This window comes from Burkholderia dolosa (assembly GCF_902499135.1).
In the GTDB taxonomy this organism is placed as follows: Bacteria; Pseudomonadota; Gammaproteobacteria; order Burkholderiales; family Burkholderiaceae; genus Burkholderia; species Burkholderia dolosa.
Genome location: NZ_CABVPR010000001.1, coordinates 1 through 26,360, shown reverse-complemented (window position 1 = coordinate 26,360; position 26,360 = coordinate 1). Strand labels below are relative to the sequence as shown.

25 protein-coding genes and 1 pseudogene are annotated in these 26,360 nt (G+C 68.0%); 13 read left to right on the top strand and 13 right to left on the bottom strand.

All coding sequences use genetic code 11. From position 1 onward, the window contains the following. Positions 1–22: 22 nt before the first annotated feature. A complete protein-coding gene (locus tag BUB20358_RS00130) occupies positions 23–2,023 on the top strand; it encodes a glycoside hydrolase family 28 protein (RefSeq protein WP_035974770.1) in 2,001 nt (666 codons plus the stop codon). Positions 2,024–2,081: 58 nt separating this feature from the next. Here the strand turns inward: BUB20358_RS00130 and BUB20358_RS00125 are convergent, their stop codons facing one another. Both BUB20358_RS00125 and BUB20358_RS00120 read right to left on the bottom strand, forming a co-directional pair. Further along, a complete protein-coding gene (locus BUB20358_RS00125) occupies positions 2,082–2,591 on the bottom strand; it encodes a GNAT family N-acetyltransferase (protein ID WP_035974768.1) in 510 nt (169 codons plus the stop codon). 379 nt (positions 2,592–2,970) lie between these two features. Then, positions 2,971–3,618 (bottom strand): outer membrane lipoprotein, encoded by a 648-nt coding sequence (locus tag BUB20358_RS00120; protein ID WP_035974764.1) that lies wholly within the window; start codon positions 3,616–3,618, stop codon positions 2,971–2,973. Between the two features lie 557 nt (positions 3,619–4,175). Here BUB20358_RS00120 and BUB20358_RS00115 point away from each other — a divergent pair. Next, a complete protein-coding gene (locus tag BUB20358_RS00115) occupies positions 4,176–5,360 on the top strand; it encodes an amidohydrolase family protein (RefSeq protein WP_035974762.1) in 1,185 nt (394 codons plus the stop codon). 36 nt (positions 5,361–5,396) lie between these two features. Here BUB20358_RS00115 and BUB20358_RS00110 read toward each other — a convergent pair whose 3' ends face one another. Beyond that, on the bottom strand, positions 5,397–6,260 hold the full coding sequence (locus BUB20358_RS00110) for a LysR family transcriptional regulator (RefSeq protein ID WP_006766660.1): 864 nt from the start codon (positions 6,258–6,260) through the stop codon (positions 5,397–5,399). A 376-nt stretch (positions 6,261–6,636) separates the two neighbouring features. Between BUB20358_RS00110 and BUB20358_RS00105 the strand changes: the two genes are divergently transcribed. Next, positions 6,637–7,488, top strand: coding sequence for a phytanoyl-CoA dioxygenase family protein (locus tag BUB20358_RS00105; RefSeq protein ID WP_006766659.1), 852 nt, complete (start codon positions 6,637–6,639; stop codon positions 7,486–7,488). Between the two features lie 63 nt (positions 7,489–7,551). Here BUB20358_RS00105 and hutC read toward each other — a convergent pair whose 3' ends face one another. Then, entirely contained in the window at positions 7,552–8,289 is a 738-nt protein-coding gene (hutC, locus tag BUB20358_RS00100) for a histidine utilization transcriptional repressor HutC (protein ID WP_006766658.1), read from the bottom strand. A gap of 211 nt (positions 8,290–8,500) precedes the next feature. Next, positions 8,501–9,043: a helix-turn-helix domain-containing protein gene (locus BUB20358_RS00095; RefSeq protein WP_035974760.1), complete on the bottom strand. Its 543-nt coding sequence runs from the start codon at positions 9,041–9,043 to the stop codon at positions 8,501–8,503. Positions 9,044–9,181: 138 nt separating this feature from the next. Here BUB20358_RS00095 and BUB20358_RS00090 point away from each other — a divergent pair, with 138 nt between their 5' ends. Genes BUB20358_RS00090 through BUB20358_RS00080 form a run of 3 tightly spaced genes read left to right on the top strand, consistent with a single transcriptional unit; the run spans position 9,182 to position 11,614 of the window. Beyond that, positions 9,182–9,964, top strand: a complete 783-nt coding sequence (locus BUB20358_RS00090) for an aldolase (RefSeq protein WP_006766656.1) — start codon at positions 9,182–9,184, stop codon at positions 9,962–9,964. A 52-nt stretch (positions 9,965–10,016) separates the two neighbouring features. Then, positions 10,017–10,913: a dihydrodipicolinate synthase family protein gene (locus tag BUB20358_RS00085; protein ID WP_006766655.1), complete on the top strand. Its 897-nt coding sequence runs from the start codon at positions 10,017–10,019 to the stop codon at positions 10,911–10,913. Continuing rightward, a complete protein-coding gene (locus BUB20358_RS00080; RefSeq protein WP_006766654.1) occupies positions 10,910–11,614 on the top strand; it encodes an MOSC domain-containing protein in 705 nt (234 codons plus the stop codon). Before BUB20358_RS00085 ends, BUB20358_RS00080 begins: the two co-directional genes overlap by 4 nt. A 23-nt stretch (positions 11,615–11,637) precedes the next feature. Here BUB20358_RS00080 and BUB20358_RS00075 read toward each other — a convergent pair whose 3' ends face one another. Beyond that, a complete protein-coding gene (locus BUB20358_RS00075; protein WP_035974758.1) occupies positions 11,638–12,405 on the bottom strand; it encodes an SDR family oxidoreductase in 768 nt (255 codons plus the stop codon). A 349-nt stretch (positions 12,406–12,754) separates the two neighbouring features. Between BUB20358_RS00075 and BUB20358_RS00070 the strand changes: the two genes are divergently transcribed. The 3 genes from BUB20358_RS00070 (at position 12,755) to BUB20358_RS00060 (ending at position 15,958) form a co-directional block, all read left to right on the top strand. Further along, positions 12,755–13,453, top strand: coding sequence for a YceH family protein (locus tag BUB20358_RS00070; RefSeq protein ID WP_035974756.1), 699 nt, complete (start codon positions 12,755–12,757; stop codon positions 13,451–13,453). A gap of 430 nt (positions 13,454–13,883) precedes the next feature. Beyond that, on the top strand, positions 13,884–15,014 hold the full coding sequence (locus BUB20358_RS00065; protein ID WP_006766651.1) for a 3-deoxy-7-phosphoheptulonate synthase: 1,131 nt from the start codon (positions 13,884–13,886) through the stop codon (positions 15,012–15,014). A gap of 515 nt (positions 15,015–15,529) precedes the next feature. Further along, the gene (locus BUB20358_RS00060; RefSeq protein ID WP_035974751.1) at positions 15,530–15,958 is read left to right on the top strand and encodes a PRC-barrel domain-containing protein; all 429 of its coding nucleotides are present in this window, start codon (positions 15,530–15,532) and stop codon (positions 15,956–15,958) included. Positions 15,959–16,592: 634 nt separating this feature from the next. Here BUB20358_RS00060 and BUB20358_RS00055 read toward each other — a convergent pair. The 3 genes from BUB20358_RS00055 to BUB20358_RS00045 form a co-directional block, all read right to left on the bottom strand. Beyond that, complete coding sequence (locus tag BUB20358_RS00055; protein WP_035974749.1) at positions 16,593–17,597, bottom strand: LysR family transcriptional regulator; 1,005 nt, start codon at positions 17,595–17,597, stop codon at positions 16,593–16,595. A gap of 110 nt (positions 17,598–17,707) precedes the next feature. Then, positions 17,708–17,902 (bottom strand): hypothetical protein, encoded by a 195-nt coding sequence (locus BUB20358_RS00050; RefSeq protein WP_123806741.1) that lies wholly within the window; start codon positions 17,900–17,902, stop codon positions 17,708–17,710. A 153-nt stretch (positions 17,903–18,055) separates the two neighbouring features. After that, the gene (locus BUB20358_RS00045) at positions 18,056–18,940 is read right to left on the bottom strand and encodes an RNA polymerase sigma-70 factor (protein ID WP_035974745.1); all 885 of its coding nucleotides are present in this window, start codon (positions 18,938–18,940) and stop codon (positions 18,056–18,058) included. A 335-nt stretch (positions 18,941–19,275) separates the two neighbouring features. On the opposite strand from BUB20358_RS00045, the gene BUB20358_RS00040 reads away from it, so the two are divergent. From BUB20358_RS00040 to trhA, 3 genes are all read left to right on the top strand, one after another. Then, complete coding sequence (locus tag BUB20358_RS00040) at positions 19,276–21,354, top strand: carbon starvation CstA family protein (protein WP_006766648.1); 2,079 nt, start codon at positions 19,276–19,278, stop codon at positions 21,352–21,354. A 13-nt stretch (positions 21,355–21,367) separates the two neighbouring features. Then, positions 21,368–21,574: a YbdD/YjiX family protein gene (locus BUB20358_RS00035; RefSeq protein ID WP_006766647.1), complete on the top strand. Its 207-nt coding sequence runs from the start codon at positions 21,368–21,370 to the stop codon at positions 21,572–21,574. 187 nt (positions 21,575–21,761) lie between these two features. After that, complete coding sequence (gene trhA / locus BUB20358_RS00030) at positions 21,762–22,382, top strand: PAQR family membrane homeostasis protein TrhA (protein ID WP_006766646.1); 621 nt, start codon at positions 21,762–21,764, stop codon at positions 22,380–22,382. Positions 22,383–22,436: 54 nt separating this feature from the next. On the opposite strand, the gene BUB20358_RS00025 is transcribed toward trhA, so the two are convergent. From BUB20358_RS00025 to ispH, 4 genes are all read right to left on the bottom strand, one after another. Beyond that, positions 22,437–22,862, bottom strand: coding sequence for a nuclear transport factor 2 family protein (locus tag BUB20358_RS00025; RefSeq protein WP_035974742.1), 426 nt, complete (start codon positions 22,860–22,862; stop codon positions 22,437–22,439). A 101-nt stretch (positions 22,863–22,963) separates the two neighbouring features. Beyond that, positions 22,964–23,317: a DOPA 4,5-dioxygenase family protein gene (locus BUB20358_RS00020; RefSeq protein ID WP_006766644.1), complete on the bottom strand. Its 354-nt coding sequence runs from the start codon at positions 23,315–23,317 to the stop codon at positions 22,964–22,966. Between the two features lie 360 nt (positions 23,318–23,677). Further along, a complete protein-coding gene (gene hpnH / locus BUB20358_RS00015; protein ID WP_006766643.1) occupies positions 23,678–24,838 on the bottom strand; it encodes an adenosyl-hopene transferase HpnH in 1,161 nt (386 codons plus the stop codon). Between the two features lie 12 nt (positions 24,839–24,850). Further along, on the bottom strand, positions 24,851–25,792 hold the full coding sequence (gene ispH / locus BUB20358_RS00010; protein WP_035974740.1) for a 4-hydroxy-3-methylbut-2-enyl diphosphate reductase: 942 nt from the start codon (positions 25,790–25,792) through the stop codon (positions 24,851–24,853). A 423-nt stretch (positions 25,793–26,215) separates the two neighbouring features. Here ispH and BUB20358_RS00005 point away from each other — a divergent pair. Continuing rightward, positions 26,216–26,360: pseudogene (locus tag BUB20358_RS00005) on the top strand (glycosyltransferase); the annotation flags it as partial.

The following is a 26,360-nucleotide window of genomic DNA, read 5'->3' as shown; positions in this document are numbered from 1 at the left end:
CCCATCCACAGGAGGAGTGCTCATGGCCGCCAACAGCCGTCGTCCGTCTTCGTCTGCCCGATCGCGATCGCCGAAGCGGGTTTCGCGCCGTACGTTCATCGGCTGGACCGGCGCATTTGCCGGCGGCGCTGTGCTCGGCGCGCCGTTGTCCGCAACGCGCGCATTTGCCGGGAGCGCGATGCCCGGCGTGCCGGCGGTCGACCCGATCTGGGGCGAGCACGGCGCGGCCGCGCGCATCGCCGCGTCGCTCGCGCACGTGTCGCGACTCGCGTTCCGCGGACGCGAATTCGACGTCACGCATTACGGCGCGCGTACGTGCGCGACGATCGCGCAGACGTCGCCGTACACGAACGCCGCGAAATCGCCGGTCAGCCCCGGCGCCGAACTGACGACGGCGCCCGGCGCGTTCGATTCGCGCCCCGCGTTTCTCGCGGCGATCGACGCGTGCCATCGCGAAGGCGGCGGCCGTGTCGTCGTGCCGCCCGGCAACTGGTATTGCGCGGGGCCGATCGTGCTGCAGAGCAACGTGAACTTCCACCTCAGCGCGAACTGCACGATCTACTTCAGCCCGAACCCCGCCGACTATGCGAAGGACGGCCCGGTCGACTGCGGTGCGAACGGTCGTCTGTACTACAGCCGCTGGCAGGCGAACGACTGCCTGAACTACGGCGCGCCGGTCTACGCGCGCAACGCGGTGAACATCGCGCTGACCGGCGAAGGCCCGACGTCGGTGCTGAACGGGCAGGCGATGACGCCGTTTGCCGGCACCGGCAACGGCAGCGTGTGCTGGTGGACCTACAAGGGCTCGTCCGGCGCGTACGGTGCGGGCGCATCGGTGCCGAGCCAGGCGTACGCGAATCCGAACAACGTCGATCTGCGGATCGTTGCGCCCGCAATCTCCGATGCGCTGTATGCGCTGCTCACGTCGCCCGTCACGCCGTGGCAGCAGGACCAGAACTATCTGCCTGCGCTGTCCGAGGCCGGCGTGCCGGTCGACAAGCGCATCTTCGGCCTCGGCCACTACCTGCGGCCGTGCATGGTCGAATTCATCGGCTGCACGAACGTGCTGATGGCCGACTACCAGACGCAGAACACGCCGTTCTGGCAACACCATCCGACCGCATGCCGCAACGTCGTGATACGCGGCGTGACGACGAACAGCATCGGTCCGAACAACGACGGCTTCGATCCGGACGCGTGCACCGACGTGCTGTGCGAAGAATGCACGTTCAACACCGGCGACGACTGCATCGCGATCAAGTCGGGCAAGAACCTCGATACCGAATACGGTCCCGCGAAGCGGCACCTGATCCGCAACTGCACGATGAACAGCGGCCACGGCGGCATCACGCTCGGCAGCGAAATGGGCGGCGGCGTCGAGCAGATCTATGCGACGAACCTGTCGATGCTGAACGCGAACTGGCAGACCAACCCGCTGAACATCGCGATTCGCGTGAAAACCAACATGAACCGCGGCGGCTACGTGAAGGACTTTCACGTGAAGGGCGTGTCGCTGCCGAACGGCGTGAACCTGAAGGGCGGCGGCTACGGCAACGCGCTGCTCGCGGGCAGCCCGATCAACGCGACCGTGCCGCTCGGCGTCGTCACGTCGGCGGCCGGCAATCCGTCGGCCGCGCAAGGCGGGATCGTCACGTTCGACTGCGATTACCAGCCGGCGAACGATGCCGTGCGCACGCGGCCGCCGGTCGTGCAGAACGTGACGATCTCGGACGTGAAGGCGAGCAACGTGACGTTGGGCGGCGTGACCGCGTCGTGCTTCCAGGCGATCGTTGCGCAGGGGCCGGTCGCATTCGACTACAACGGTGCGCCGCCGACGCCGGCCGTTCAGCCGATTTCGGGCGTGACGATCCGCAACTGCGACTTCGGCACGCCCGTTGCGTCGGGCACGCCGACGGTCACGTCGCCGGGGCCGGTCTATGCGTTCAACGTGAGCGGGATGACGCTGACGAACGTGGCGATCGCCGGGCAGACGATCGACACGACGATCACCGACAGGCGGTAATGCGCGTCGGCCGTTCGCGCGCGTCTTCGTCTTCGATCGACGCGCGCGAACGGCCGCTTCACGCGAGCAGCTTCACCATGTAGTGCTCGTCGTAGAAGCGGCCGTCGATGCAGAGCGCGCGCGGCTCGGTGCCGATGCGCACGAAACCCTGCGACGCATACAGCCGTTCGGCGGCATCGTTGATCGCGTTCACGCACAGCATCAGCTGCCGGCACTGCCACGCGTGCGACGCATGTGCGGTCGCGCTGTCGAGCAGCGATTGCGCGATTCCGCGGCCGCGATACGCGGGCTCGACGTACACGCCCCAGATCGTCGCCTTGTGCGCGACCTTCGTGCGCGCATCGCGACGCACGCCCGCGATGCCGACGAGCGTCTGGCCGTCGAACGCGCCGAACACGGCCTGCACCGGCGTCGGCGTGACGCGCGCCGCGAATTCGTCGGCGGGCAGCGCGGCTTCTTCATCGAGGGTCGGCAGGAACGACGTGGGCGACGTGTCGACCGCGCGCAAACGCACGGTCTTGAAGGCGGCGGCGTCGGCCGCATCGAGCAGGCGGATCGTGATCGTCATCGCGGGTCTACGGAAAGCAGGACGGTCGGCGTGCGCCGCGGCAGGCGGGCGCAGCATCGCGACTATGCTAATCGGAATCGGACGGTCGCGTGAACCGCGATGCGGCACGACGTCGTGCCGGCTGGCGTGGGCGTGCGTCGACGACCGCACGGCGAACGTAGACGCGATGAATCATCCGGTGCGGACGCATTTCGGCGCGCGGGCGTCCTGCGCTTCACGACGGGCGGTGAGCGGAAACGGTCCGGCGCAGTGCACGCGAAGCGAGTCGATCGCGTTGCACGCGCGCATGTCGACGAAGCGGCGGAAGAACGACGATTGATCCGATGCGCCGCAACGGATCGGGCGATGCGCGGCGTCACTCGCCGCGCATGCATCGAGATCAATACCGCGACAACTGATTGCCGTCGATTCGCACGCGATCGCCCGGCCGCAGATCGCCCGGCGACTGCACGTCGAACGCGCGCGTCGAGCCGTCGCTGACCTGCACGTCGATCCGGTAGCTGCTCGGCGCCTGCTGCGCGCCCATCTGCTGACCGATCTGGTTGCCGGCGACCGCGCCGCCGAGCGCGCCGATCACGGTGGCCGCATCGCGGCCGTGACCGCGGCCGATCTGATTGCCCAGCACGCCGCCGATCAGCGCGCCGACCACGGTGCCGGCGACACCCGACGGGCCGACCGCGCTGCTGATCGGGCGGATGTTGGTGACGGTGCCGTATTGCGTGCCGTAGCCGTTGCCGTATTGACCGCCGTACTGGTTGCCGTATTGATTGCCGTACGCGCTGTACGGCTGCGCGCCGTATTGCTGCTGCGTGTCGTACGGCGCCTGGTTCGGATAGGCGGGCTGCTGCACGTAGCCCGGCTGCGCGTACGCGGGCTGCGCATAGCCGGGCGTCGCGTACTGTTGCTGCGGATACGGCTGCGTGCCGTACGGGCCGTAGCCGGGTGCGACGCAGGCGGTCAGCGAAAGCGCCGCCACGGCGACGAGCGAGGCGAACAGAACGGTCTTCGTGGAAGGCATGCGCATCATGATGTTTCCTGAATCGGCAACGGGTCCGCCGACGAATGCCGGGACGGCTGGCGAACTCGGCGTGAGTATAAGGAATGGCCCGATGCGCGTCCGGGGCGGCCGGGTAACAACGTGTAAAGTCTGTTGCCGCGTGACTCGTCGGTTGCGGCGGGCGTGTCGCAACCAATCGTGGCGGCGCGAGCGATGGCCGGATCGAGGTGTCGTCGGCGTCTATGCGGCGGCGTTTTCGTCGAGTGGCGTCACGCGCCGGGCGCGGGCGGAAGTGCTCGAAGTGGCCGAAGTGCTCGAAGCGTTTCGGTGCACGCGCCGCATGCCGCTTCGCACGTGCGCCGCACATCGCCAAATCGAATGCGCGGCATCGCGACTTAATTGGTGTCGCGCGGCGGCGTCACGATATCGTGGCTGCCTTCTCCATCAACGGTCGCGCCGCATTGTAGTTCGCACGATAACGATCGACACTGCGTACCTGCGTACCTGCGTACCTGCGTACCTGCGTACCTGCGTACCTGCGTACCTGCGTACCTGCGTACCTGCGCACCGACCGAACGGGCACCGACATGACCGACCTGCTGATCCGCAACGTCCGCACGGGCGCCGACGCTGCGCTCGACATCCTGATCGAACGCGATCGCATCGTGCGCGTCGGCCCGTCGCTCGACGCGCCGGCCGGCTGCACGATCGAGGACGGCGCGGGCGCGCTCGCGCTGCCGGGTCTCGTCGAAGGCCATACGCACCTCGACAAGACGCACTGGGGCATGCCGTGGTATCGGAACGCAGTCGGACCCAGCCTCGTCGATCGCATCGACAACGAACGCCGCTATCGCGCGACGAGCGGACACGATGCGGGCGCCGCGTCGCTCGCGCTCGCGCGTGCGTTCGTCGCGGCCGGCACGACGCGCATCCGCACGCACGTCGACATCGACACCGACGCCGGGCTGCGGCACCTGCACGGCGTGCTGGCGACGCGCGACGCGCTGCGCGGGCAAGTCGACATCCAGATCGTCGCGTTTCCCCAATCCGGCGTGCTGCAGCGGCCGGGCACCGACGCATTGCTGTCCGACGCGCTGCGCGCGGGCGCCGATCTGCTCGGCGGGATCGATCCGTGCGCGATCGAACGCGATCCGGTGAAGGCGGTCGACGTGCTGTTCGCGATCGCCGAGCGCCACGGATGCGGGCTCGACATTCATCTGCACGAGCGCGCGTCGATGGGCGCGTTTTCGCTCGACCTGATCCTGCAGCGCACCGCCGCGCTCGGTATGCAGGGCAAGGTAACGATCAGCCACGGGTTCTGCATCGGCGATCTCGCCGAACGCGAGCGCGACGCGCTGCTCGCGCGGATGGCCGAACTGCGCGTCGCGATCGTCACGACCGCGCCGGCCTCGGTGCCGGTGCCACCGGTTGCCGCGTGTCGCGCGGCCAGCGTGACCGTGATCGGCGGCAACGACGGCGTGCGCGACACGTGGACGCCGTACGGGTCGCCCGACATGCTCGAGCGCGCGATGCTGATCGGCATGCGCAACGATTTCCGCCGCGACGATGCGCTCGAACTCGCGCTCGACTGCGTGACTCACGGCGCGGCGCTCGGTTGCGGGTTTGCCGATTACGGGCTCGAGCCGGGCAGCCGCGCGGACGTCGTGCTCGTCGACGCGGCGACGCACGCCGAGGCCGTCGTCGCGCGGCCGGTGCGAACGCTCGTCGTATCGTCGGGGAAGATCGTCGCGCGCAACGGCGCGCTCGTGTGAGCGTGCGGCCGCACATGCAGCCGCGCTCGCGCGCCGCTACTGCGGCTCGTGTTCCAGCATCGTCGCGAGCGCCTGCGTCAGCTCGCCGACCATCGGATCGGCCGTCGGCCGATGCAGGATCGCGATGTCCATGTGCTCGATCGGCGCGAAGCCCTGCTTCGCGGTCAGCACGACGTGCTCGTCCGTCACCGCGCGTGCCGGCAGCACGCTGATGCCGAGGCCGTCCGCGACCGCAGCCTGGATGCCGCTCAGGCTCGACGTCGTGAAACTGATCCGCCAGCGCCGGCCGCGCTCCTCGATCGCCTTGATCATGTCGTCGCGGTACAGGCCGCGCGGCGGAAACACGACGAGCGGCACCGGATCGAGATCGAGCGACGGATGCTTCGCGCTGTCGATCCAGCGCAGCTTTTCGGGCCAGCGCACGACGGCTTCCCGGCTGTCGCGGCGCTGCTTGATCAGCGCGAGATCGAGTTCGCCGCGATCGTATGCGGCGCAGATGTCGCGGCTCAGCCCGCACGTCACTTCGAGCTTGACCTGCGGATGCGCGCGCTTGAACGCGGCGAGCGCGTGCGTCGTGCGGCCCGCCGCGAAATCGTCGGGCACGCCGAGCCGGATCGTCAGCGCGACCGTCGCGCCCGACAGCGCGTCGTGCAGCTCGTCGTTCAGCGCGAGCATCCGCCGCGCGTAGCTGAGCACCGTGACGCCGGCGTCCGTCGGACGCACGTCGCGCGCGCCGCGATCGAGCAGCCGATGCCCGGCGGCTTCCTCGAGCCTCCGCACCTTCTGACTGACCGTCGACTGCGTCGAATGCAGACGCGCGGAAGCGGTCGTGAAGCTGCCGCAATCGGCGACCATCGCGAGCGCGCGCAGCAGGTCGAGGTCGAACAGGGGTCTATTCATTTCCGCACTTTTTCGGATTCGTGCATTTCGTTTTCAAATGCGTGCGGCGTTTTTAACATGCGCGTGAGCGGCGGGCAATCGCGGTTTGCGAAGGGGCGAGTGCCGGGGCGGGGCGTCGGCGTGGTATAGGCTGCATAACAACGAGACGCGGCGGAGGACGTTGAAGCGGTTCACGCCGGTGACGATATTGAACTTTATATAAGCGGGAAAATCGGGATTGCGCGTCAAGATGTTGCAGTCTAGACTGCAGCGCTAATTCAGCGAAGCCGATAGCTATGGATGCGATGCAGCGCGGTGCGGCGCGTCGCTCGCCGGCTTCGGCATCGACCGTTCACGGCGCGAAATCGCGACGTCCCATTCGACCGACAGGCGCACCATGACGACGAACATCCCGGACCGTGTCGCAAAAGCCGTGACGCCCGAACTGATCGCCGCGTTCCGCGACGAAGGCGCGGTCTGCATCAGACGCATCTTTTCGGCCGACGAAGTGGCGACGCTGCGCGCCGGCATCGATGCGAACCTCGCGGGGCCGAGCGCGCGCGCGAAAGTCGCGAGCCGGCCCGACGATCCGGGCTGGTTCTTCGAGGACTTCTGCAACTGGCAGCACATCGACGCGTATCGCGACTTCATCGTGCGCTCGCCGGCGCCGTCGGTGGCCGCCGCGCTGATGGGCACCGCGACCGTGCGGCTGTATCACGACCATCTGCTCGTGAAGGAGCCCGGCACGCGACAGCGCACGCCGTGGCATCAGGATCAGCCGTACTACAACATCGAAGGCGACGACAACGTCAGCATGTGGATTCCCGTCGATCCGGTGCCGCTCGAGTCGACGCTGGAATTCGTCGCGGGTTCGCATCGCGGGCCGTGGCTGATGCCGCGCACGTTCATGGACAAGGAAGCGAAGTGGTTTCCGGAAGGCAGCCTCGCGGACCTGCCGGACATCGACGCCGATCGCGCGGCATTTCCGATCCGGCGCTGGGCGCTCGAGCCCGGCGACATGGTGTGCTTCCGGATGCTGACGCTGCACGCGTCGGGCGGTACGCAGAATCGCCGGCGTGCGTTCTCGATCCGCTTCGTCGGCGACGACGTCCGCCATGCGCCGCGCCGCTGGAAAACGTCGCCCGATTTTCCCGGCCTCGCCGACGAACTGCCGGACGGCGCGCCGCTCGCGCATCCGCTGTTTCCGGTCGTGTGGTCGCGTGATGCGGGGCAGGCGGACGCGATCTGATCGCGTGCGCGTCCTGTGTGTCGCGTGTGCCGCTTGTCGCGCATGGACGCGCGTGCCGCTCGCTCAGGTCTGGTGACGTCCGGCGCCCGGCTTGAAGCGCGAGCCGAGCCGATAGCGGTTGCCCGGATGCAGGAAGTGCACGAACGTGACCGGCAGCCCGTTCGTCCAGGTGCGGCGCGTCAGCGTGAGGCACGGCTCGTCGGCACGCATGTCGAGCAGCCGCGCCTGCTCGCCGGTCGGCAGCGACGCGTCGACGACATGCTCGATCTCGAGCTCGTAATGCGACACGTTGTTGTACAGGTACTCCGACGGCGGCACGGCCTGGAAGTCCTGTTCGATGAATTCGGGTGCGGCCGCCGGGTTCACGTAGCGGTCCTCGAGCTGGATCGGACGTCCGTTCTCCTCGTGCACGCACACCACGTGAAAGACCGGCGTATTGACCGGCAGGCCGAACGCCGCGGCGACGTCGAACGACGCCGGGTCGCGCGACTGGCTCAGCACGCGGCAGCGATATTCATGCCCGCGTGCGCGAATCTCGTCGCGGATATGCGCGATCATCAGCAGGTTCGACTGCGGCTTCGATTCGGCGACGAACGTGCCGACGCCCGCGATGCGCTTCAGCACGCCTTCCTCGGTCAGTTCGCGCAGCGCGCGGTTGACCGTCATGCGCGCAACGCCGAATTGCGCAGCGAGTTCGAGCTCCGACGGAATGCGGTCGCCCGGACGCCAGTCGCCCGATTCGACGTGCTGGCGAACGCGTGTCTTGATTTGCTGGAACGGTGCGGTGGCCTTGGTGACCATCGGATGATCCTCGGGCGAAGAAGTGACGATTTCAGCGGCGACGTGCGTATCGGCGCGGCATTAGCGGGCTTGGGTCGGCCCGACGGGAAAGCCCGAGGACGTCCGTATCGCGCAGTCGCGCGGCGCTTTCCGTCGTGCGTGCTGAAGCGAATGCTGTTCGCGTGCGCGCGGTTGCGGACATGTGCATGTGCGTGGCATAGGTCGACGCTCCCTACCCTTCGTGACTGACGATGACCAGAATCTCGGCCTGCACCGCGCCGACGCTTCGCGTGCGGTGCGGAATCAATGCGTTGAAGTAGACCGAGTCGCCCGCTTTCAGTTGCACCGTTTCGTTCGGAAATTCGATTTCGACGCGTCCCTTGTGCACGAACAGAAATTCCTCGCCCTCGTGCTCGCGAAACGTCGACGCCGCGAATTCGCGCGGCGGATACACGACGAACGGCAGCATTTTCTTGGGCGCGACGCCGGCCGCGATGCTCTCGAAGCGGTGCGCGTGGCGCTGTGATGCAGCGCCCGTCGCGGTGCGCTCGTCGGCCCGCGTAATCGCGATCAACTCGCGATCGCGGCCTTCGGAGAACAGCTGCTCGACGTCGACGCCCAACGCTTTCGACAGCTTCAGCGCGACGGCGATCGACGGCACGCTCAGGCCGCGCTCGACCTTCGACAGATAGCTTTTCGTGAGGCCGGTCTCGTCGGCCAGTACGTCGAGCGTCCAGCCCTTCTGTTTTCTCAGCAGCTTCAGGCGAATCGTCATGGAGCGTCGGGTTCCGTTCCCAAAAAACAAATTGTAGTTCATGACACAACGTGTCATACAATGTATCGAGTGTCACGCGATCGCGAAACGCAACGCACGGCGATCGACGCGGCATACCCGACCCATTCAGGAGGTGCTATGGCTGAAACGCTGAATTTGACGAAGGAAACGCTGGTCGCGCTGGCGGAGCGGCGTCTGGAAAACGAGGTGGGCGACAGCGGCTGGAACGCCCGGCAGAAGCTCGCGCTGACGTGCCGGATCCTGTTCGACGCCGGACACGACTCGGGGCTCGCCGGGCAGATCACCTGTCGTGCGGGCGACGCCGGCACGTACTACACGCAGCGGCTCGGGCTCGGGTTCGACGAGATTTCGGCCGCGAACCTGCTGCAGGTGAACGAGGATCTCGACGTCGTCGACGGCGAAGGCATCCCGAATCCGGCCAACCGGTTCCATACGTGGATCTACCGCGCGCGCCCTGACGTGAACTGCATCATCCATACGCACCCGCTGCACGTCGCCGCACTGTCGATGCTCGAGCAGCCGCTCGTCGTGTCGCACATGGATACGTGTCCGCTGCACGACGATTGCGCGTTCCTGAAGGACTGGCCCGGCGTGCCGGTCGGCAACGAGGAAGGCGAAATCATCGCGAACGCGCTCGGCGACAAGCGCGCGATCCTGCTGTCGCATCACGGCCAGCTCGTGGTCGGCAAGACGATCGAGGAAGCGTGCATGCTCGCGCTGCTGATCGAGCGCGCCGCGAAGCTGCAACTGCTCGCGATGTCGGCCGGTGAAATCCGGCCGATTCCGCCGGCGCTCGCGCGCGACGCGCACGACTGGATCTCGAAGCCGAAGCGCGACGCGGTGACGTTCGACTACTACGCGCGCCGCGCCTTGCGCACGCATCCCGACTGCATCGCGTGAGCGCCGCGCCGATCCATTCGCCCCGACCACCTATCGTTACGGAGCATCCATCGTGTCAATCCTGTTGAAAGGCATCATTGCCTACCCGGTTACGCCGTTCTCCGCCGACGGCGGCGTCGACCTGAAAGCGCTCGGCGCACTGATCGAACGGCTGATCGGCGACGGCGTGCATGCGATCGCGCCGCTCGGCAGCACCGGCGAAAGCGCGTATCTGACCGACGCGGAATGGGATGCGGTCGCCGACGCGTCGATTCGCGCGGTGCGCGGGCGCGTGCCGACCGTCGTCGGCATTTCGGATCTGACGACGGCCGGCGCCGTGCGCCGCGCACGCTTCGCCGAGCAGACGGGCGCCGATGCGGTGATGGTGCTGCCGGTGTCGTACTGGAAGCTCGGCAACGACGAGATCGTCGCGCACTATCGCGCGATCGGCGACGCGATCGGCATCCCGATCATGCTGTACAACAATCCGGCGACGAGCGGCGTCGACATGTCGCCGGATCTGATCGCGACGATCTGCAGAGCGGTCGACAACGTGACGATGGTCAAGGAGAGCACCGGCGACATCGGCCGGATGCACCGGCTCGCGCAGCTGAGCGACGGCGCGATTCCGTTCTACAACGGCAGCAACCCGATGGCGCTCGCGGCGCTGGCGGCGGGTGCGGCCGGCTGGTGCACGGCCGCGCCGAACCTGAACGCCGCGTTGCCGCTCGCGCTGTTCGACGCGATGCGGGCGGGCGATCTCGCGCGGGCCCGAGCAGTGTTCCATGCGCAGCTGCCGCTGCTGCAGTTCATCGTCAGCGGCGGGCTGCCGGTGACCGTGAAAGCCGGCCTGCGCTTGCGCGGCTTCGACGCCGGCGAACCGAGAAAGCCGCTGCAGCCGCTCGGCGACGCGCGCACGCGCGAGCTCGAGCGCCTGCTCGCGGCGCTGCCGGACGCGGTCGGCGCATGAGCGGCGACGCGCTTGTGCCGATCGCGGTCGATATCGGCGCGGTGCGCGTCGGCACGAGCCGGCCGCTGGCCGGCTCGTGCCACGCGAGCGCGATCGACAAGCGGCCGGTCGACGCGCGGCTGTGGCTCGGCGCGCTCGGGTTTGCCGGCGACGAGCACGCTGACGCCCGACATCACGGCGGCCCGGACAAGGCCGTCCATCACTATGCGCACGATCATTACGCGTGGTGGATCCGCGAGATCGGCGCGCGCGACGTGCTCGCGCAGCCGGGCGCGTTCGGCGAGAACCTGTCGACGCACGGCGTGACCGAGCAGGACGTGTGCATCGGCGATGTATTCACGCTCGGCGGCGCGGTGCTCGAGATCTCGCAGTCGCGGCAGCCGTGCTGGAAGCTCAACGTGCGCTTCGACCATCCGAAGATGGCGTGGCTCGTGCAGCAGAGCGGACGCACCGGCTGGTACTACCGTGTGCTGCAGGAAGGCTGGGCCGCGCCCGGCGACGTGCTCGCGCTGCACGCGCGACCGTATCCGCGATGGCCGCTGTCGGCGGTGCTCGACGTGCTGTACCGCCGCACGCTCGACATCGATGCGCTCGACGCGCTGTGCGACGTTCGTGCGCTGCCGCTCGCATGGCGCACGATGCTCGACAAGCGCCGCACGCAACGTCGGGTCGAAGACTGGACGAAGCGGCTCGAAGGGTGAGCGCCGGTAGCCGGCGCGCTTGCTCAGAGCACGGGCGGCAGTTCGCGCACGTCGGCCGTCGGCACCGAGCCGAACGCATCGCTGAGTGCGTAGCCGATGAGCTGCCGCGCGGCCGCGTCCGGCGTCGCGAGCGCGCCGCTTGCTTTCAGCTGGTCGAACTTGTCACGCAGCGGGAAGCGGTCGGTGCCGGTCGCGCGGATCGTCGCCTGCATGCCGGTGTCGACGACGCCCGGCGCGACGCTGCAGATCCGCAGCGCGCGATTCGTGTCGAGCGCAACGGCGCGCGCGTGATGGTCGAGCGCGGCCTTGGTCGCGCAATAGACGCTCCAGCCCGCATACGCATTGCGCGCGGCGCCGCTCGACACGTGGACGATCCGCAACTCGGTCGGCCCGGATGTGGCGTGCGCAATGGCGGCCGACAGCATCAGCGGCGTCGCGACGTTCAGGCCGACCGCGCCGGCGATCGTGACGGGATCCTGCGCGGCAAGCGGCCCGATCGGCTCGACGACGCCCGCGTTGTTGAACAGCAGCACGATCGATGCGCCGTTGACGAAGCTGCGCAGCGTATCGCCGGCCAGCCACGTGGCGACGGCCGACGGATTTGACAGATCGAGCTCGACTTCGGCGAGGCGGTCGCCGGCCTGTGCGGCGAGCGTCGCATGGCGGCTGCGCGACAAGCCGAGCACGGCGATGCCTTGCTGCAGCAGCTGCTCGGCAAGCGCTGCGCCGAGGCCGCGCGTGTGGCCGGTGACGATGGCGCGCACGTTGGATACGCGGGTGGATGAGTTCATGGCGGTGACGGTGAACGGCGTTGAACGGAGCGGCACACGCGCGACGATCGCGCAGCGTGCGGGACGGGCCGCGTGTGCGGCGCACGGGCTGCCGTGCGGCGTGCCGTGTGCGTCCGGATGAGCGCGTATCGTAGCGCCGGCATGCGGGTCGCGCAAACGCGCGCCGCGCGCGTGAGCCGTCGTGCGGCCGCGCCGATACGTTGGACGAAAGACGACTGCGGCCGCACCGTGCGACGCGGTGCGAATCGCAGTCGCGCCGCGGCTCGCGAGCTATCATATGGCTCGCTCGGCGGCTGTGCCGAACAGCCGCGATCCGTTTTCTCCTTTTGCAGCTGCCGCGACGCCACTCATGAACACCACGCCGGATACGCCCACGCCCCGCGCCATTCGCGAACTGACCGCCCTTGAGGCCCGCATTCTCGGCGTGCTCGTCGAGAAGCAGCACACGGTGCCGGACACCTATCCGCTGTCGCTGAACGCGCTGACTGCCGGCTGCAACCAGAAGACCGCGCGTGCGCCGGTGATGAACGTCACCGAGGACGAGGTGACCGCCGCGCTCGACGGACTGAAGCACCTGAGCCTCGTGATGGAAGGCAGCAGCAGCCGCGTGCCGCGTTTCGAGCACAACATGAACCGCGTGCTCGGGATTCCGAGCCAGGCAATCGCGCTGCTGACGGTCCTGCTGCTGCGCGGCCCGCAGACGGCCGCCGAACTGCGGCTGAACAGCGCGCGGCTGCACGGGTTCGCGGACATTTCGTCGGTCGAGGCGTTTCTCGACGAGCTCGCCGCGCGCGAACCGGCGCTCGTCGTGCGGCTGCCGCGCGCGCCGGGTGCGCGCGAGAACCGCTGGATGCATCTGATGTGCGGCGCAGTGAACGCCGCCGATTACGCGGGCGCCGCCGACGCGACGGGCGCGGATTCCGTGCCGCTTTCCGAATTCGAGGCGCTGAAGGCCGAGCAGAAGCGTCTTGCGGACGAAGTCGCGCGACTGAACGCGCTCGTTCGCCGGATGGCGGCCGAACTCGGCATCGACGCCGACGCGGACTGACCGATCGTCCGACACCGCGCGCCAGGGCCGGTGCTGCCGCGCATGCCGAGCAACGTGCGCGGGATCCGACGCCGGCCGAGTTCGCAGCGGTATCCGGTTTTCTCCGCGGCGCCGATGCCCTTTGCCCGCATCGCCGCCATACGCGCGCCGCGCGAAGCGGACGTGCTCGTCGCCGTTCGCACCGAAGCGCGACACGTGCGCGTGAACCTCGGTCGCGGCAGGGCGTGCGACATATGGCGGCGGTGCAAGCAGCGGTGCGGCGGACGGACTTTTCATGATGGCGGGATGAGCAAGGCCGGGGCGAATCCTGATCGTAGGCGCCGCGGCCGCATTCGGACACCTGGCCGAACGGCCAGTCGCGGTCACCGCCGCGTCGCCGGATGCCATAATCGAGCCTCCCCATCATTGCAGACGTCCCCGGAGAATTCCCATGCAGAACCTCGACAATCCTGCGCACGATCGCGAGGTAGGCAGCGCCGACGCGACGCAGGACACCACGCGCATCGACGACGTCCGCATCGGCGCCGTGCGTCCGCTGATTTCTCCGGCGCTGCTGCAGGACGAACTGCCGGTGCCGGCCGCCACGCAGACGCTCGTCGAGGCGACCCGCCGTGCGATCGGCGACATCCTGCACGGCCGCGACGACCGGCTGCTGCTCGTCGTCGGTCCGTGCTCGATTCACGATCACGACCAGGCGCTCGACTATGCACGCCGGCTGAAGGCCGCCGCCGATGCGTTGAAGGACGACCTGCTGATCACGATGCGCGTGTACTTCGAGAAGCCGCGCACGACCGTCGGCTGGAAGGGCTACATCAACGATCCGCGTCTCGACGGCAGCTTCCGGATCAACGAAGGGCTGCGCGCCGCGCGGCAATTGCTGCTCGACATCAACGCGCTCGGCCTGCCGGCCGCGACCGAATTTCTCGACCTGCTGAGCCCGCAGTACATCGCCGATCTGATCGCGTGGGGTGCGATCGGCGCACGCACGACCGAAAGTCAGAGCCACCGCCAGTTCGCGTCGGGGCTGAGCTGTCCGATCGGCTTCAAGAACGGCACCGACGGCGGCGTGCAGGTCGCGTCGGACGCGATCGTCGCCGCGCGCGCGAGCCACGCGTTCATGGGGATGACCAAGATGGGAATGGCCGCGATCTTCGAGACACGCGGCAACGACGATGCGCACGTGATCCTGCGCGGCGGCAAGAACGGGCCGAACTACGATGCCGCGCACGTCGAGGCGAGTTGCGCGGTGCTGCGCGCGGCCGGGCTGCGCGAACAGGTGATGGTCGACTGTTCGCACGCGAACTCGAACAAGTCGCATGAAAGGCAGATCGACGTCGCGCACGATCTCGCGCGGCAGGTGTCGCAGGGCGAGCACCGGATCGTCGGCGTGATGGTCGAGAGCAATCTCGAGGCCGGACGTCAGGATCTGAAGCCCGGCGTACCGTTGAAGTACGGCGTGTCGATCACCGATGCATGCCTGAGCTGGAAGCAGACCGAGCCCGTGCTCGACGTGCTTGCGGACGCGGTCCGGCATCGACGCGTGTATTCGCGCAACGCGTAGATTGCGGACACGGACACCGGGCACGGGACACCGGACACCGGACACCGGACACCGGACACCGGGCACGGGACACGGCACACGGGTACGGGCACGGGCACGGCACACGGGACGGCGTCGAGCTGACCGCGTGCGGCCGGCCAGCGGCCGGCAGCCGGCAGCCGGCAGCGCGTGCGAAGTGTAGCGGCGCGCCGCTCGCAGATGGACTCCGCCGGGCACACGTTTCGCTCCGCTCGTCGCCCGGACGTCGCTATCGCGCCGAAACTGCCGCGCACGCGCTCGGTGCACGGCTGCGACATCGCGTTCGAAGCAGCAATATGCGGGCGGCGCTAACATGGCCCGATGCGTGCATCGATGCGGCCGGTTGGCCACGACGATGCGCGCATGGGGGCGGTGCGGCCAACCGCCGAGCGGGCGTCGAAGCGCCGGCCGCTTCGCATCGTTTCGCAAGCGGATCGATGCGGCGCGGCACGGAGCCGACGTCGAAACCGACGACAATTCACCGGAGTACAACAAGCATGGCTTTCTACAAGACCCTCATCGCAGCAACCGTTCTCGCATCGAGCGTCAGCGCGCATGCGCAGGTCGCAGGCACGCAGCCGCTCAGCGTGACCGTCGAGCAATCGCAGGCGCTGCTCGAAGGCTGGAGCGTGAAGAAGAGCGTGCTCGGCAAGGCCGTGTACAACGACCAGAACCAGAAGGTCGGCACGGTGCGCGATCTGATCGTCGCGCCGGACGGCGCCGTGTCCGCGGCAATCGTGTCGGCCGGCGGCTTCCTCGGCGTGGCCGCGCACGACGTCGCGGTGCCGATCGCGTCGCTCGACGTGCGCAACGGCAACATCTATCTGCCGGGCGCGACGAAAGACGCGTTGAAGGCGACGCCGGCGTTCCAGTACGCGAAGGTGCCGTCGCCGCCGAAGCCGAAGAAGGTCGACGACAAGCATTGATCGGCAGTATCGCCGCGGCACCCGGCGCATGAGCGCCGGGTGCACGATGTAGGGTGCTGAGTGCCGAGTGCCGAGTGCCGAGTGCCGAGTGCCGAGTGCCGAGTGCCGAGTGCCGAGTGCAGGGCGCAGGGCGCAGGGCGCCGCGGCCGGCGCACATGGCGATGATCGTGCCGGGCGCGTCGGTGCGAACGCGGCGACGTGCGCTCAGCGTTGGTGTTCAGCGTCCAGCGTTCGGCGGCCGCGGCGCGGCGTGCGCGACGCAACGAAACTCGTTGCGTCGACACCCGCGTCCGGACTGTCGATATCCTCGCCACCTGCGCCACCTGCGCCACCTGCGCCACCTGCGCCACCTGCGCCACCTGCGCCACCTGCGCCACCTGCGCCACCACCGCCGACGACCCTCACGATCGTTCTCCTTGAACGAACGCGCGCCCTCCGCGCGCGGCCGCAACGTATCGAAGCCTGCCGAAGCCGCCGCGTACCGCACTCGCGCGCGTTGCACGGGCATGCCGCCAACGATCGGCGAGCTGCTCCGCACACCGATCCGCACATCGCCCGACGATCGTGCATCGCAGGCGCACACCGCGCGGCCCGCCAGCGTGATACACGCGCATCCGAAGTTGCATCGAATGCATCAATCGACGGCTTCCAGCGGCGGCAACATCGTCATCGCGGTCAGACACTGCAGATCGCGCGCACGCGTCTGCTCGATCATGTAGTCGATGAATACGCGGATGCGCGTCGGCAGATGCTTGCGGCTCAGATAGCACAGATAGTGGCCGCCGTCGTCCGGCGCGTACTGGCCGAGACAGCTCACGAGCTTGCCGTCCGCGAGCAGGTCGCACACCTGGTACGCGGGCAGCTGCGCGATGCCGAGCCCGTCGAGCACCGCGCGCACGACCAGATCCATGTCGTTGAACGTGTGATGCGCGGCGAGCTGGCGCTGCTGCGCGAGTCCGTCGATCTTGAATTCCCATTCCGTCACGCGGCCCGATGCGGTGCGCAGGTTGATGCAGCGATGCTGCGCGAGCTCGTCGACGTGGCGCGGCAGCCCGTATCGCTGCGCATACGACGGCGACGCGCAGACGATCATCTGCATCGGAATCAGCCGGCGCGCGACGATCGCGCTGTCCTCCATGCGGCCGTCGCGAAACGCGACGTCGATGCGGTCCGCGGAGAAGTCGGCGGGGCGGTCGTTCAGCAGCAGCTCGAGCGTGATGTCCGGATACTGCGCGTGGAAGTCGCGCAGCAGCGGCGCGATGATCTTGCGGCCGAAGCCGGGCGTCGAGCCGATCCGCAGATGGCCGCTCGGCGGCCCGCTGCGCAGCTCGCGCATGTCCTCGAGCGCCTGCGCGAGATGCTCGATGCCGGGGCGGCAGTTCTCGTAGAACAGTTCGCCTTCGCGCGTCAGCGACATGCTGCGCGTGGTGCGCTGGAACAGGCGCGCGTCGAGCCGGTCCTCGAGCTTCTGCACGTGGCGGCTGACCGACGAGCGGCCGACGCCGAGACGATCGGCCGCGCGCGCGAAGCTGCCCTCGGTGACGACGGCCAGAAAGGTAACGACGCCTGCATAGCAGGTCGAGAAGCTGCGGGCATAAGGATCGTCGGTGTCCGTACGGCGGGTAGGCATGTCTGACATGGATGCGCGAGAGTCGTGGTGTCCCTGTGCGACTAGACGTTTCAGCGCTGCCGCCTGTGACACCGCCCGCCGCACGTTTCAACGAAGAGAGGCAGCGGCGTGCCGGCGGATCATCGTTCCGGGGCCGGCACCGGCACGCCGTTGTGCTGCAACGGCGGCGCGATGAGCGCCGCGAGCCGTGCGCGCGTCGCGTCGCGGCCGGCCGCGCGCAGATCGCCCGGTCGTTCGCGCAACGTCCGGCGCGGTTTCGGCGCGACGCTCGCGTCGGCGAGTGCGGCCGCAGTGGCATGCTGGATGCGGATCATGTCGATGAATTCCTGTGCGCCGTGCCGTTTTGCGGCGGCGGTGAGCGGCAGTACGCCGCGTGGAATCATCTTAGAAGTGCAACGTCGGTCATGGTAGACGCGCGGAGTGACCCATCGTGTTGCGAGCGGTGCACCAATCGTCGCGAACCGGCATCAGCCGGCGGCGCACGCGGCCGCGATACGCGCGAGCTTGTCGGGATTGCGCTGCACGAGAACGCGGGCGATGCGCGTGCCGTCCGTCTCGAACGACATCGCGGCTTCGAGCTCGCCGTCGATGAAGCGCAGCATCGCCCAGTCGCCGTTCAGGATGACGGCGCGCATCTCGACACGGCTGCCGTAACGCAGCCAAGTGGCATAGAACAGCTGCGCGACGCGCCGGCCGCCGACCATCGGCTTCGGAAAACTCTGGACCTTGCCGCCGCCGTCGCCGATCAGCATCGCGTCTTCGGCGAGCAGCGCCTGGATCGACGGGAAGTCGCCGCGCGCGAGCGCATGCGAGAACGTCTGCAGCAGCCGGCGATGCGTTTCGTGCGGCACCGCGCGGTGCGGCCGCCCGTCGTCGCGCAGCTGCGCCTTCGCGCGGCTGACGAGCTGCCGGCACGCGGCTTCGGATTTGCCGATCGCGCTCGCGATCTCGTCGTAGTCGGCGTCGAACACCTCGCGCAGCAGGAACGCCGCGCGCGCTTCGGGCGTCAGGCGCTCGAGCAGCAGCAGGAACGCGACCGACACGTCGCTCGCGCGCTCGGTCAGCTCTTCGGGCGTCGCCGGCGATTCGCCGAGCTCCGGCTCCGGCAGCCAGATGCCCGCATAGCGTTCGCGCCGGATCTTCGCGGTGCGCAGCCGGTCGATCGAGAGCCGCGTCGTAACCGCGACGAGCCACGCCTCCGCGTTGTCGATCCCGTCGCGCGCGGCTTCGTGCCAGCGCAGCCACGCGTCCTGCACGATGTCCTCGGCGTCGGCGACCGAGCCGAGCATCCGGTAGGCGATCTTCTGCAGGCGCGGGCGCAGCGCGTGGAAGGTTTGCGCGTCGTCGGTCATGGGCGCGGGTTCTCCGGGCGGGGGCGGGCGTGCGGCACGGGCCGCTGCCGCATATTGCCACGCGCGCGAAGCGTTTTGAAAACCGCACGCGCGCGCGCAGCAGGCCGGCGTTCGTGCGACACCCGATGCGGTTCCGCCCGCGTCGCCCGGCGATCTACGTAATTCTACGTAGCCCGGCGTACGTAGTTGTGCGCTTGTAAGCGGCCCCGCTCGCGCGGAATACTACGCCCCACCGCCGCGGCTTCCACGAGACCGCGGCACGACGCATCGACGTCACGTGAGCACGGCGACCGGCCGCGCTCAATCGAAAACCAAATAGGAGACTAGGAGACGCCATGAATCGGGCTTCCAGCACCCTGATCTGGATCGCGGTCGCGCTGCTCGGCGCGTTCGCGTTCGGAACGATCGCCCTCGCGCACGGCGAGCGCGTCAGCGCCCTCTGGATCGTGATCGCCGCCGTCTGTGTGTATCTGATCGCGTATCGCTTCTACAGCCGTTTCATCGCCAGCAAGGTCATGCAGCTCGACGGGCTGCGGATGACGCCGGCGGTCAAGTACAACGACGGCCTCGACTACGTGCCGACCAACAAGTACGTGCTGTTCGGCCATCACTTCGCCGCGATCGCCGGCGCAGGGCCGCTCGTCGGGCCGGTGCTCGCCGCGCAGATGGGCTACACGCCCGGCATGCTGTGGATCCTGGCCGGCGTCGTGTTCGCCGGCGCGGTGCAGGACTTCATCGTGCTGTTCATCTCGACGCGCCGCGACGGCCGCTCGCTCGGCGACCTCGTGAAGATGGAGCTCGGCACGGTGCCCGGCGTGATCGCGCTGTTCGGCGCGTTCCTGATCATGGTGATCATCCTCGCGGTGCTCGCGCTGATCGTCGTGAAGGCGCTGACCAATTCGCCGTGGGGCACGTTCACCGTCGCCGCGACGATTCCGATCGCGTTGTTCATGGGCGTCTATACGCGCTTCATCCGGCCGGGCCGGATCGGCGAAGTGTCGATCATCGGCTTCGTGCTGCTGATGGCGTCGATCGCGTTCGGCCAGACCGTGCACGATTCGCCGACGCTCGCCGCGTGGTTCACGTTCAGCGGCACGCAGCTCACGTGGATCCTGATCGGCTACGGCTTCGTCGCTTCGGTGCTGCCGGTATGGCTGCTGCTCGCGCCGCGCGACTACCTGTCGACGTTCCTGAAGATCGGCACGATCGTCGGTCTCGCGATCGGCATCCTGATCGTCGCGCCCGAGCTGAAGATGCCCGCGCTGACGAAGTTCGTCGACGGCAGCGGCCCGGTGTGGTCCGGCAACCTGTTCCCGTTCCTGTTCATCACGATCGCGTGCGGCGCGGTGTCGGGCTTTCACGCGCTGATCTCGTCGGGCACGACGCCGAAGCTGATCGACAACGAAACCAACGCGCGCTTCATCGGCTACGGCGCGATGCTGATGGAATCGTTCGTCGCGATCATGGCGCTGGTGGCCGCGTGCGTAATCGAGCCGGGCATCTACTTCGCGATGAACGCGCCGGCCGCGGTGCTCGGCTCGACGCCGGAAGCCGTCGCGAACACGGTCACGCAATGGGGCTTCGTGCTGACGCCCGACATGCTGACGCAAACCGCGAAGGCGGTCGGCGAGACGACGATCATCGCGCGCGCGGGCGGCGCGCCGACGCTGGCGGTCGGCATGGCGCACATCCTGCATCAGGTGATCGGCGGCGAAGCGATGATGGCGTTCTGGTATCACTTCGCGATCCTGTTCGAGGCGCTGTTCATCCTGACGGCGGTCGACGCCGGCACGCGCGCAGGCCGCTTCATGCTGCAGGATCTGCTCGGCACGTTCCACCCGGCGCTCAAGCGCACCGAGTCGCTGCCCGCGAACCTGATCGCGACCGCGCTGTGCGTGGCCGCGTGGGGCTACTTCCTGTATCAGGGCGTGGTCGATCCGCTCGGCGGCATCAACACGTTGTGGCCGCTGTTCGGCATCTCGAACCAGATGCTCGCCGCGATCGCGCTGGTGCTCGGCACCGTCGTGCTGTTCAAGATGAAGCGCGAGCGCTATGCGTGGGTAACGATCGTGCCGACCGCGTGGCTGCTGATCTGCACGCTGACCGCCGGCTGGCAGAAGGTGTTCGATTCGAACCCGAAGGTGAGCTTCCTCGCGCACGCCGCGAAGCTGCAGGCCGCGGTGGACGAAGGCAAGGTGCTCGCGCCGGCGAAGTCGATCGCGCAGATGAAGCGGATCATCTTCAACGACTACATCGACGCGGCGCTGGCCGGGCTGTTCATCCTCGTCGTGGTCAGCATCGCGGTGTACGGGCTGATCGCCGTGCTGCGCGCGCGCCGCGAAGCGAAGCCGACCGTGCGCGAGACGCCCTACGAGGCGATGCCGGCCGCGCAGGCGCTCGGCAGCGGACGTTGACGCGGAGGCCGCGATGTTCAGCGATCTCGGCAGCGACCTTCGCAGTGCGGGGCGTTACCTCGGGCAGGCGTTGCGGCTGATGGTCGGCCTGCCCGACTACGACACGTACGTCGCGCACATGCGCGACACGCATCCGGACCGCGAACCGATGACGTACGAGGAATTCTTCCGCGAACGCCAGAATGCGCGGTACGGGTCCGGCGCCGGGAAGTGTTGCTGAACCGGATCGTCGAAACGGTCCGGTGACGAAAGGGAAGCGCCGCGGCGGATGCCGCGGCGCTTTTTCTTTGTGCGTACGGTGCGGTGCGGCGCGCTGCCGCGCTTGCCGGCGCGCGCAGCCCGCCGACGTGCGGCCGCCGGTATCATAGGGCTCGTTTTTTCGATGAACCCGCGCAGGAGAATCCGTCGTGCATGCCGGTGAGCGTTTCAACAGCATCAGCCATCTCGTCGGCGCAGTGCTCTCGGTGGCCGGCCTCGTGACGCTCGTCACGATGGGCGCGCTGAAGGGCGACGCGTACAAGGTCGTGAGCTTCAGCGTATACGGCGCGATGCTGTGCGTGCTGTACGCGATCTCGACGCTGTATCACAGCGTCCGCAACCCGCGCGTGAAGGCGATCCTGCAGAAGTGCGACCATTCGGCGATTTATCTGCTGATCGCCGGCAGCTATACGCCGTTCACGCTCGTTACGTTGCGCGGGCCGTGGGGCTGGTCGCTGTTCGGCGTGAGCTGGGGCCTCGCGGTGTTCGGCATCGTGCAGGAGCTCACGCTCGGGCGGCGCACGCGAATCGTGTCGATGGTGTTGTACGTGCTGATGGGCTGGCTCGCGCTCGTCGCGATTGGTCCGCTGGTCCATGCGCTGCCGCCGATCGGCACCGCATGGCTCGTCGCCGGCGGCGTGATCTACAGCGCGGGCATCTACTTCTTCATCAACGACGAACGCATTCGCCACGGGCACGGCATCTGGCACCTGTTCGTGCTGGCCGGCAGCCTGTGCCAGTTCGTCAGCGTCGCGGTGTACGTCGCGTGATGTACGCGCCGTGGCGTCCAGCGAGCGCGGCGGCATTGGCCGCACGAGTGCCGGTCATGCGCGGCCCGCTGCCGGCGCGGCGCTACGCAGCGCGTTGAAGCCGACCCATCCCCAGTACACGCGATGGTGCGCAATCAGCCCGTCGCGCAGATCCATCACCTCGACCAGATCGACCTGATCGCCGTCGGGCGTCGCGCGCGGATATTCCCACACGAGCTGCCGGCCGTTCGAGAAGAACAGCGCCGTCCTGTACCAGCGTCCGAGCCGGTTCTGCGGGTTGCGCAAGCCGGCCGCAAAGAATGCGCGGATCGCGGCCTTGCCGTGCAGCACGCCGCTGCCGTGGTCCGGCAACGCGACGACGACGAGCGGCGTTTCGAGCACCGCGTCGTCCGCGTAGAGCGACATCAGCGCGTCGAGGTCGCGGGAGACGACCGCGGCGTGCCAGCTTTCGTGGATGTGTCGGGCATCGGCATGCGTCATGGCGGGTTCCGGTCGGCAGGGAGGACGGAGCCCACTGTATCGACGGCGCGCCGGCAGACGTTTCAGCGCCGCCCGAAACGTCGATGTGGCCGGCGGCGCGATTATCCGGCCAGCGCGTCGAGGTTCAGCGTGTACGACTTGCCGATCCACACCGCCGAATCGCGATGATCGCGCAGGTCGTCGCCGGTATTCGGATGCAGGAAGATGTCGAGCGCGCCGTGATTCAGCACGAGCCACGGCACGACTTCGTCGAAGCGCGCAGCGCCGAACGCGATCTGATACGACCACGCCGGATGCGGGCCGACCAGGCGCTCGTGAAAGCGGCCGAGTTCGACGATCGTGCCGAAGCGCGTGTCGACGGTTTCGCGGAACGCCCACGCCCTGTCGCGGCTGGCGGCGTCGAAGTACACGTGGGCGTGCCAGCTGGCGATGGCAGCGGTATCGAGGTTAGGCATGGGAGGGCTCGGTGAGAAGGCGTGCGCGTTCGCGTGCGATGCGGTCGATGCGTGATTATCGCGCGCGGTGGTCGGACACGTCGCGTCGCGCGGCGGCGATTCGCAGCGGCCGCTTGTCGGACGTCAGCAAAGCCGTGCGATGCGACACGCGTAGCCGGTGCGACGCCGGATCGCAACGCGAGCGCGCCCGCACACGCGCGGCGCGTTCCGATTGCGCCGCTCCCCGAACCGCACGCGGCAATCGGCGAGTGCACCGCTCGACGCTTGCCAAAAAGAAAGCGCCACGGAGCGGACTCCGTGGCGCTTCGTTCGTTCGCGCTTGCCGCCGGCGGCGCGCGGCCGCCGTTCGGTGCGGAATGCTCAGGCGGCCGTGGCGGGCTTCGCCGGCTTCTGCAGCTTGCCCTTGCCGGCGCGCTGGATTTCCTCGAGCTTGATCTCGACGTGACGCGAGAACACGTATTCGGCCGGACGCTGCTTCGCGATCGAGATGTCCGGCGCGAACGGACCGTCGGTCCGGATGCCCTTGCGGCTCACGCGCAGCGCCTTCAGCGGATGCGAGATCGTGTCCATCACGGCGGTCGCCTCGAAGCCGCAGTGGACCATGCAGTCCGCGCACTTCTCGTAGTTGCCGACGCCGTAGTTGTCCCACTCGGTCGTTTCCATCAGTTCCTTGAAGGTCTTCACGTAACCTTCGCCGACCAGATAGCACGGCTTCTGCCAGCCGAACACCGTGCGTGCCGGGTTGCCCCACGGCGTGCACTTGTACGTCTGGTTGCCGGCCAGGAAGTCGAGGAACAGCGACGACTGGCTGAACGACCAGCGCTTGCCGCCTTCGCCGCGCTTCAGGATCTCGCGGAACAGGTTCTTCGTCTTGTCGCGGTTCAGGAAGTGCTGCTGGTCCGGCGCGCGCTCGTACGCGTAGCCCGGCGACACCGTGATGCCGTCGACGCCGATCGGCTTCAGCGTATCGAAGAACTTCGCGACGCGTTCCGGAATCGCATCGTTGAACAGCGTGCAGTTGATGTTCACGCGGAAGCCGCGGCGCTTCGCTTCCTTGATCGCCGCGACGGCCTTGTCGTACACGCCTTCCTGCGACACGGAATGGTCGTGCATCTCCTTGTCGCCGTCGAGGTGGACCGACCAGACGAAATACGGGCTCGGCTGGTAGTCGTCCATCTTCTTTTCCATCAGCAGCGCGTTCGTGCACAGGTACACGAACTTCTTGCGCTTCATGATGCCCTTGACGATTTCCGGCATCTCCTTGTGGAGCAGCGGCTCGCCGCCGGCGATCGACACGACCGGTGCGCCGCATTCGTCGACGGCTTCCAGGCATTCCTCGACGGACAGGCGCTGGTTCAGGATCGGGTCCGGATAATCGATCTTGCCGCAGCCGTTGCACGCGAGGTTGCAGCGGAACAGCGGCTCGAGCATCAGCGCGAGCGGATAGCGTTTGTTGCCGGACAGGTGCTGGCGCATGATGTAGGCGCCGACACGGACTTGCTGGAGCAGCGGAATAGACAAGAGTTGTCCTCCTTAAACTTCGCGGGCGACAGCTTGCGTAAGCTTCGCCGGCAACTTGAATTCGACTTTTTCTTCACGGCCCGCCATCGTCGTGACCTCGACGGGCCCCAGCGCACGAAGCGCGCCGATTACATCCTCGACCATTTCTTCCGGTGCCGACGCGCCGGCGGTCAGGCCGACCGTCTGCACGCCCGCGAACCATTCGGCCTTCACTTCCGAGCCGTCGGCGACGAGATAGCTCGGCACGCCGCTTTCGGTGCCGATCTCGCGCAGCCGGTTCGAGTTCGAGCTGTTCGTCGCGCCGACCACGAGCAGCACGTCGACCTGAGCACTCAGCTCGCGCACGGCCGCCTGGCGGTTCTGCGTCGCGTAGCAGATGTCGCGCGTGTCCGGGCCGACGATGTCGGTGAACCGGCGCTGCAGCGCCTCGATGATGCCGCGCGTGTCGTCGACTGACAGCGTCGTCTGCGTGACGTACGCGACCGGCGTGTCGACGGGCAGCGTCAGCGTATCGACTTCGGCTTCGCTCTGCACGAGGATCACCTCGGCCGGAATCTGGCCGATCGTGCCCTCGACTTCCGGGTGGCCCGCATGACCGATCAGGATCAGCCGGCGACCCGCCGCGACGTACTGGCGCCCCTGCACGTGCACCTTCGTGACGAGCGGGCAGGTCGCGTCGAGCACGTCGAGCCCGCGCGTTTGCGCGTCGCGCTCGACCGTCTGCGCGACACCGTGCGCGCTGAAGATCGCGACAGCGCCGTGCGGCACCTCGTCGAGTTCCTCAACGAACCGTGCCCCTTTATTTCGCAGATTTTCGACGACGTGCCGGTTATGCACGATCTCGTGACGCACATAGACCGGCGCGCCGTGCTGTTGCAGCGCGCGATCGACGATTTCGATCGCGCGGACAACCCCCGCACAAAAGCCGCGGGGCTGGGCAAGGATGACTCGCATAAGTGAGCGAACTCCGACGACAGATGCCGGGGTCGAGGAGCTGGCACTGCTCGCTCGCCCCGGCTTGATGTTTTGAAGGCAGGAACGTACCGGCCGGCCAAGCCCCGGAACCCCGAATTAATCGCGCATTTTAACCCTATCGCGCGGTCCGTGCTCTGGTGCCGTTTCCGGCCTGTTGCAATCGCGGGACGGCCCGTCGGCGCCGGCGCGCGCGGAACCCGGTAAACTGCGCGGTTTCGCGGGCGGCGCCTGTCGCTGCCTGGCGTCGCGCTCATTTCAAGGCCATTCGATGATCGTCGATTCTTACGCGTATTGCCCTGCTGCCCGCGCGGTTTCCGGGCTTTTTATTCAGACCCCGATTGAAAGTCCGGACGCTCCGCGCATGCGGATCGCGCGCGCCGCGCGCCCGCAGGAGGCGCGCCGATGATGCTGGCGATCGCTTTTCTGGTGTCCGGTCTGTCGCTGCTGATCTGGATCGTGCTGCTCGTCGCGCGCGGCGGCTTCTGGCGCGCGGTGCCCGCGCGCGCGCTGCCGCCCGAAGCGCGCGGCGCGGCGGCCGAGGCCGGCT